This window comes from Mesorhizobium sp. CA8, assembly GCF_020164955.1.
Lineage (GTDB): Bacteria > Pseudomonadota > Alphaproteobacteria > Rhizobiales > Rhizobiaceae > Mesorhizobium.
Window position 1 is genome coordinate 44,869 of sequence record NZ_JAIUHG010000038.1, and the last position, 8,472, is coordinate 53,340.

General features: G+C 58.1%; 5 protein-coding genes. 2 read left to right on the plus strand and 3 right to left on the minus strand.

All coding sequences use genetic code 11. The features are described 5' to 3' along the window. Positions 1-44 precede the first annotated feature (44 nt). The 3 genes from LB553_RS28630 to LB553_RS28640 all read right to left on the minus strand — a co-directional run bounded on the left by LB553_RS28630 (position 45) and on the right by LB553_RS28640 (position 6,466). Positions 45-1,637: an isocitrate lyase gene (locus LB553_RS28630; RefSeq protein ID WP_224518287.1), complete on the minus strand. Its 1,593-nt coding sequence runs from the start codon at positions 1,635-1,637 to the stop codon at positions 45-47. A gap of 722 nt (positions 1,638-2,359) precedes the next feature. After that, the gene (gene glyA / locus LB553_RS28635; RefSeq protein ID WP_224518289.1) at positions 2,360-3,664 is read right to left on the minus strand and encodes a serine hydroxymethyltransferase; all 1,305 of its coding nucleotides are present in this window, start codon (positions 3,662-3,664) and stop codon (positions 2,360-2,362) included. A gap of 42 nt (positions 3,665-3,706) precedes the next feature. Then, positions 3,707-6,466 carry a phosphoenolpyruvate carboxylase gene (locus LB553_RS28640; protein ID WP_224518290.1) on the minus strand — a complete coding sequence of 920 codons (2,760 nt, stop codon included), beginning with the start codon at positions 6,464-6,466 and terminating at the stop codon, positions 3,707-3,709. A gap of 357 nt (positions 6,467-6,823) precedes the next feature. Between LB553_RS28640 and gcvT the strand changes: the two genes are divergently transcribed. Further along, positions 6,824-7,930: a glycine cleavage system aminomethyltransferase GcvT gene (gene gcvT / locus LB553_RS28645; RefSeq protein ID WP_224518298.1), complete on the plus strand. Its 1,107-nt coding sequence runs from the start codon at positions 6,824-6,826 to the stop codon at positions 7,928-7,930. A 357-nt stretch (positions 7,931-8,287) separates the two neighbouring features. Continuing rightward, the coding region (locus LB553_RS28650; protein ID WP_224518292.1) for a formate--tetrahydrofolate ligase at positions 8,288-8,472 on the plus strand (185 nt) is incomplete at its 3' end.

Here is an 8,472-nt window from a genome sequence, read left to right on the forward strand (position 1 = left end):
GCGATCGCTGTTGAAGCGATCGCTTTTTCGACCGCTTCAGATCGTCACGCGGCGAATTGATTCATCGTGTTGTGAGTCCCACCCGCTTTGAGCGCCGCCTCGCCGGCGAAATACTCTTTGTGGTCGTCCCCAAGATCGGAGCCCGCCATGTTCTGGTGCTTGACGCAGGCGATACCCTGCCGGATTTCCTTGCGCTGAACATTGGTCACGTATCCCAACATGCCCTGGTCGCCGAAATATTCCTTGGCGAGATTGTCAGTCGACAATGCGGCGGTGTGGTAGGTCGGCAGGGTGATGAGATGGTGGAAAATCCCGGCGCGCGCTGCCGCATCGCGCTGGAAAGTGCGAATCTTCTCGTCTGCTTCCCGAGCGAGTTCGGAATTGTCGTACTCGGCGCTCATCAGCCTTGCACGCTCATAACCAGTCACGTCCTTGTCCTGGTCAAGCCATGTGTCGAAGACCTGCTGCCTGAAGTTCAGCGTCCAATTAAAAGATGGCGAGTTGTTGTAGACCAGCTTGGCAGCGGGCATGGTCTGGCGGATGCGATCGACCATGCCGGCAATCTGCTCGATGTGCGGCTTCTCGGTCTCGATCCAAAGCAGGTCCGCACCATTCTGCAGCGCATTGATGCAGTCCAGAACACATCTGTCCTGGCCGGTACCTTCTCGGAATTGAAAAAGGTTGGATCGCAGGCGCTTTGGCCGCAGAACCTTCGAGCCTCGCGTGATGAGAACATCGCCGTTTGAGAAATTACCCTCCGCAACTTCCTCGCAATCGAGGAAGGAGTTGTAGACGTCACCAATGTCACCTTCAGCGGCGCTGAAGGCGATCTGCTTGGTGAGGCCAGCGCCGAGCGAGTCGGTGCGGGCGACGATTATCCCGTCGTCGACCCCAAGCTCCAGAAACGCGTAGCGACAGGCACGGATCTTGGCGACAAAATCCTCATGCGGGACCGTGACCTTGCCGTCCTGATGACCGCATTGTTTTTCGTCCGAGACCTGGTTTTCGATCTGAAGGGCGCACGCGCCGGCCTCGATCATCTTCTTGGCCAAAAGATAGGTCGCTTCAGCATTCCCAAAACCGGCATCAATATCCGCAATAATGGGAATGACATGGGTCTGATAGTTATCGATCGCTTCAAGCAACTGGCGCTCGCGATCGGCGTCGCCGCTCTCCCTCGCCTGGTCGACGTCGCGGAACATCATGCCAAGCTCGCGAGCATCAGCCTGACGCAGGAAAGTGTACAGCTCGTTAATCAACGCCGCGACACTGGTCTTTTCGTGCATTGACTGATCCGGCAGCGGCCCAAATTCCGAGCGGAGCGCCGCGACCATCCAGCCAGACAGATAGAGGTATCGGCGTTCAGTCGTGCCAAAGTGCTTCTTGATTGATATGACCTTTTGCTGACCAATGAAACCATGCCAGCAGCCGAGGGATTGAGTGTACTTGCTGGCATCCCGATCATAGGCTGCCATGTCATTTCGCATGATTTTTGCAGTGTACTTGGCAATATCGAGGCCGGTGCTGAACCTGTTCTGCAACCGCATCCGAGCGACCGCTTCAACGGATATGCCGGTCCAGTTTTTATTGGCGCTGATTGTGCTGCTCGCCTCGTTAGCGATGGTACGGTACAACATTGTGCTTCTCCAAGTCTAATAGCGGTTTCAGCGGCGAGCAGAGTGCAAGTAGCAGCCGGCCACCATCCCCAAATGTCGGACAGCCACATTCAAGAGACGCCCGGTCAGCCCCCGGAACTATGGCGAAGAGCGTGATGAGCGTTCGTCTCGGCAGCAGGTCCGTACAATCTGTCATCCGAACGAAAATGGAGCTGATCGTCACTCGCCGCCCATCGACCTGGACCGTCGGTTCTTCCGCGTTTTCCGCCCATTCCTCGTAGGCTTCCAAGGCATCATGAAACGCCATGTGCAGCCCGATTGGCGCGTGTCCATCGTGAAGCGGTGGTAGAAATTGCGATATTTCGCAAGGGTCGCCACTGGGAAGGCAGCATGAGCACCCATCAATCTTTTCCATAAACGACGGCCTCCGATCACTCACGCGACGAGCGCCATCAGACAGCGAGGCTGGCGTGACGTAGGATTTTGCTTTTCTGTAAAACTAGCTCACCAAAGCACTCAGGCCGGCAGATGCCACCTCCAGGAATGCCTCTTCGTCTGGACCCTCACGACAAGGAACGGTCATCCCGTTCCATCGTGTCGACGACGCAGCCAGGACCGGTGGATTCCGCTTCGCGATCATAACTCTGAATTTGTTCACTTCAGCCATCGACGTGTCCTCAATCCCGGCATATTGCGGGCCCTACCTGCCCCAGGCAATCACCTGCGGTGCTAAGTAACCGAAATCATTCGTATATGGGGAACCTGCGAACCAGCGCACCAACCTCCTCGCAAACCTCCCGCTCGATCGCCGCGTTGCCGTCTTCTCCGTTGGCCGACAGCCCGTCGATGACCTTCATCGCCAGTTGGCCCACCAGGCGGAACTCCTCGGCATGAAAGCCGCGTGTCGTGCAGGCGGGCGTCCCGAGCCTGATGCCCGACGTGACAGTGGGACTTTGCGGATCGAATGGAATGCCGTTTTTGTTGCAGGTAATGTTGGCGCGACCAAGGGCTGCCTCCACGGTCTTTCCGGTAAGCCGCTTGCGGCGCAGGTCGACAAGCATCAGATGCGTGTCGGTTCCACCCGATACCATGTCGACGCCGCTCGCCGCGATTGTTGCCGCCATTGTTTTAGCGTTGGCGACGACGTTGGTCGCATAGGTCTTGAACGCAGGCGTCAGCGCCTCGCCGAATGCAACCGCCTTCGCGGCGATGACATGCATCAACGGTCCGCCCTGCAGGCCGGGGAACACCGACGAGTTGATCTTCTTGCCTATCTCCTCGTCGTTGGACAGCACCATGCCGCCGCGCGGACCCCGCAGCGTCTTGTGCGTGGTGGTGGTAACAACATGCGCGTACTTCAGTGGATTGGGATGGGCGCCGCCGGCGACAAGACCAGCGAAATGCGCCATGTCGACGAACAGCTTGGCGCCGACCTCGTCGCAGATGCCGCGAAATACCTGAAAGTCGATGATGCGGGGGTAGGCCGAGCCGCCGGCAAGTATGACTTTGGGACGGTACTTGATTGCAAGGTCGCGGACCTCGTCATAGTCAATCCGCTGGTCTTGCGGCCTCACGCCGTAGGAGACGACATTGAACCATTTGCCGGACTGGTTGACCGGAGAGCCATGCGTCAGGTGCCCGCCGGCAGCGAGATTGAGCCCCATGAACGTGTCGCCGGGCTGCATCAGCGCCATGAACACCGACTGGTTTGCCTGACTGCCGGAATTGGGCTGGACGTTGGCATAGGAGCAGTTGAACAGCGCCTTGGCGCGATCGCGTGCTAAGTCTTCGATCTCGTCGACGTACTGACAGCCGCCGTAGTAGCGCCGGCCGGGATAGCCCTCGGCATACTTGTTCGTCAGTACCGAGCCTTGCGCCTCAAGCACCGCCTTCGAGACGATGTTTTCTGAAGCGATCAATTCGATCCCGTCGCACTGCCTGTGCAATTCGCGATTCATTGCAGCACTGACGGCCGGATCGGTCTCCGCCACGCCTGCGTAGAAGAACTGGCCCAAGCTGCCGAGACCCGGTCTTGTGGGAACGTTCATGAGGACCCTCCTTTTCAGGCGCGGCAGCGCCGTCCCTAGTTTCTAGCCGGTCCATCCAAGGCCGGTGGATATGCAGTTGATCGACAGTAGAAGCGCATTGATCGCCCGCTTCGGACTTGGTGCCGCAACGTCTTGTGATCGGACCTCGTGCAGAAGCTTGACCTGAAGCCGGTGGATGTCGTCCATCTGCGGGCGAACACGGTCGAAGTAACGCTTGAACGCCGGGAAGCGAGTCGACAGATCGACGCGCCCGGTGATCTCGCCGATCATCCTGCGCGTCAGCTCATACTCGGCGGTGATCTTCCTGTGGATGCGCTCGCCGGTTTCGGGTTCGATGACAAGCCCGGCGTAGAGCCGACCGATTTCCATGTCGGTCTGGTAAAGCATCTTGTCGACCTCATCGACAATGAGGCGGAAGAAGCGCGAGCGTTCGAACATCTGCTTCAGCAGTTCGACCCCGTGATCGCCGCGCACTGCAATAAAGGAATTGAGCGCGCTGCCAATCCCATACCAGCCAGTCAGCAGATGGCGATTCTGGCTCCAGGCGAAGACCCATGGGATCGCGCGAAGATCGGTGATGCTGCTGGCGCCAAACCGGCGCGGCGGCCGCGAGCCGATTTTCAGCAGTGCAAGTTCCTCGACCGGGCTTGCCTGGTTGAAGTAGTCAATGAAGCCGGGCTCGTTGATGAGGCTGGCATAAGAGGCCTGAGACATGCCGGTCAGCGCCTCGAGTGCCTCTTCGAACTCCGGATTGTCCTTCAGTTCGACCTCGTCGGCCGACTTGATGCTATGGGCAAGCACGCTGGCCGCCAAAATCTCGAGTTGATAGAGTCCGGTCCCGCGATTGGCGAATTTGGACGACACCACCTCGCCTTGCTCGGTAACGCGCATGACGCTGCCGACCGTTTGCGCCGGTTGTGCGGCGATCGCCCTACCTGTCGGCGCTCCGCCACGGCTGACGGATCCACCGCGGCCATGAAAGAAGCTGATCTTGATCCTGTTTTTCTGGCCCGTCCGGGTGAGTCGCTTCTGCGCCTTGTTCAGTTCCCAGTTGGAAGCGAGGAACCCTCCATCCTTGTTGGAATCCGAATAGCCGAGCATGATTTCCTGGCGGTTGCCAAAATCGCGAATAGAACGGCGAACGATCGACGTAACGAGCAACTGGTCAATGATTTCAGGAGCGGCCCGCAAGTCGTCGATCGTCTCGAAAAGCGGTACGACTTTGAGCCTGATTGTGCCCGAGCCGTCGAGCGCGGTTGCCAAACCGCAATACTGAGCGACGAGGTAGACGGCAAGGATGTCTTCGGCCGACTGCGTCATTGACAGGACGAAAGCCCCGATCGAGGTGCTGCCGGTGTCTGCAACGGCATCGCGAATGACGTCGAACAGATCAAGCAGTTCGCGGGCTTCCCCGGAAAGCCGGTCACGCTTTATCTTGAGCCTCTCGCCCGCAAGAAGACCTTGGCGGATGCGCGCCGACCATTGCGGGGTGCCCGGTCGGAGCGCAGTCGATCGCGCTGGGGCGGCCGCAGCAAATAACTCGGCCAAGACCCGGTTCACCATCGTCGAGTTCTGGCGAATATCGAGCGAGACAGTGCGAAAGCCAAAGCTGTCGAGCTGCTGCAACAGGGGCTGAACGAACCGCTTGGCAATCAGGGTACCGCCAATCTGATCGAGCACCTTCGATAGCGAAAGCAGATCCTTTCTGAAGGCCTCCTCGTTCGGGTAGGCGGCGCCGCTCCCTTGACCACGCAGCGCCTCAAGCCTGCGCAGCATGGCGGCGGCAAACTGCCGAAGCGGCTCGTCGGGATTCCTCGCCGCGAGATCTTGCCCCTCGCCGCTTCTTTCGAGCGCGACCGCCAGCGCCGGCCCAAAATCTTCTGGGATCTCGACGACGTTCGAGCTCGCGCTCAGCACCGTGACCAGATGCCGGACCCGTCCGAGATACCACTCGATCGCGGCACTGCGGCATTCAGACAGAGCAAATGCGGTGGTCTTCGCCGTCACATAAGGATTGCCGTCTCGATCACCACCGATCCATGAACCGTAGCGCATGAACGACGGCGCCCTGAGATCATGCTGTGGATAATGGCGCCGCAATGCGCTTTCGAGCGTCTCGTAAAGCTGCGGCGTCGCCTCGAAGATCACTTCCCGAAAGAAATGCAGCCCCCAAGCGATCTCGCGCTCGACCGACGGCCTTTCCAGTCGCAGCTCGCCGGTCATCCACAATATCTCGATCTCGCTCTTGAGATCGCGGATCAGCAGGTCGCGCTCGCGCGGCGCCCATCTTTGCTGTTCCAGCTCGGTCAGCTTGCGGTAGATGCGGCGGTGGACTTCGAGCACCGTAACGCGCTTCGCCTCGGTGGGATGCGCCGTCATCGTGGGACCGACGCAAAGATCGGCCAGGACCTCCCGAACCGCTTCGGCCGAGTAGCCGCGCGCCGCTATCTGGCCAATGACATTGGAAAATGATCCGACGACCTCGTCGGAACCGCCGGCCTGTTCAAGCTCGCGACGTGATCGCATTGCGGTGAGTTCGCGCGCAATGGCCAGTAGTTGAAACCAGATCCCAGTAGCCTGAAGGGCGGCAATCCGCCGCTCCTTGGGTAGCGTGCCAAGATCGACCAGTCCGTTGAGCACTTCCGCTATATCAGGCTCGCGGTCATTGACGACAGACAGCAACAGCCGAAATAGGAGGCTTCTCGCATCCTCTCGGAAACTAATTGGCCGGCTTTCTTGCAAGGCATCACTCTGTCCCTCGTATGAGTGATGGGAGTGTTTCTGGAGTAGACTCATGTTCATGCCTTTGGCCCGGGGGAATACTTAATGGTATTCCGGTTATGAATTCATTTTAATTCATGAATTCATTTTAATGCTGTGTTCCAATGCAAGCGACATCTTTGAATGACACTTTTTTGCCTCCGAGAGAACGCCCGAATGGGTAGGTTCAGCATTCATTCCGGGTAGGCTAGCGCAAGGGCTGTTTGGTCGGCAGGCGCCTCGCGTCACAAAATGCCTTGACAGAAATCGGGAGAAGAAAATAAGAAGGGCAATGCAGCGGGCTAGCTGCATTGGAATTGGGGTATTTGAAGCCCCCGACAGGCGCGATGGCGCCGTCGGGGGCTTTTTGTTTTTGCGCACGAGGAGGAGAAAATCGTGATGAAGAAGACTCCGTTTTACGAAAGGGGCCTTGAGCATGGGGCCAAAATGACCGAGCTATTCGGCTACTTCTTACCTTGGGAGTACAGCGTCGGACGTTCCCGGGAGCACGTGGCTACTCGCGAGAGCGTTTCACTATGTGATCTGGATTACATGGGAGAATTTGTGATTGAAGGATCCGATGCGCTTCGGTTTATCCAGATGCTCGCCACGAACGATTACTCTAAGAAGACGATCGGCTCCGTGCAGTACACCGCAATGTGTGACGAAGACGGTCAGATGATCGACGACTGTACGATCTGGTGCTTGGATAAGACCAAGTACATGATCATCAGCGGTTCGGAAGACGACTACACCTGGATTTCCAAACAGGCGAAGTCGTACAACGTGACCACCACCAACGTGACCGACAAGCATACAACGCTTGCTCTGCAGGGGCCGAAGGCTAGTCGCGTCCTGCAGTCACTGGTCGATATCGACCTGTCGACCATAGGCTACTATCGCTTCAGGCCAGCAAAAATTTCGGCGATCGAGTGCATCATCGCGCGCATGGGCTACACGGGTGAAGCCGGTTTCGAGCTCCATTTCGCTTCCAGTGAAGGACCGGCCATCTGGAATCTGGTCATGAAGGCTGGGGCACCCTACGAGATTGTTCCATGTGGCCAAGCCGCTTTGGAGAGCCTGCGTCAGGAAGCCGGATATCTTTTGGTCGGCAAGGATCATGATCGTCGCACTAACCCCCTCGAAGCCGGCATCGGCTTTGCGGTAAAATTTGGAAAAGAAGATTTCATAGGCAAGGCCGCCTTGCGGAGAATCGCGCGCGACGGGGTAACCCGGCGGATGGTGTGGCTCGACATTCCGTCCGGCGACGTGGCGGAAACCGGCGACAAAATTGTTGTCGGTGACCGAGAGATCGGATTAGTCACCAGCGGATCCTTCTCGCCGACCAGAAAGCGCGGAACCGCCATGGCTTATGTCAATCCGCCCCACGCGGTTCCGAGCCTGGACGTTGCCGTTGTCTTGAAGAATGGCAATCGAGCGGATGCGAAGCTGTCTGTGATGCCGCTGTATGATCCAGGCGACACCCGAACCAAGAGTTTCGCCTAACCTAGCGTTGAAAGCTTCCCCAATGCAGCTGGGGAAGCTTTCAGCAGCGCAGTTTTTGTTGATCCCTCGCCGCATACTAGACCGACAGGTGGGGCCTTTGTGAGTTTAGGGCTAGGCATTTCGGTCAGCCTCATCTTGGTGACAGCTGCAGGTCGAGGGATATCGACCGCAAATTTGCTTCACCAGAACAGGCCGAAGCGCTTAGTGCTCGCGCCTGGTTGCGCCGGGCCGATGACGATCACGCGTTTGACGGCGAATAGGGCCGCCTCCGTTCCCGAGCGGTGAGTCAGCGGCCGTCGCCTCTTTGAACCGTTGCGATCCGGCGCTGCCGGATCGAAAACCATTCCAGAGGGAAACATGTCCGAATTCAAGACCGACATTGAGATAGCTCGAGCAGCCAGGAAAAAACCGATCCAGGAGATCGGCGCCAAGATCGGCATCCCGTACGAGCACCTTTTGCCCTACGGCCACGACAAGGCGAAGGTCTCGGCCGAGTTCATCAAGTCGGTGAAGGGCAACAAGAACGGCAAGCTGATCCTTGT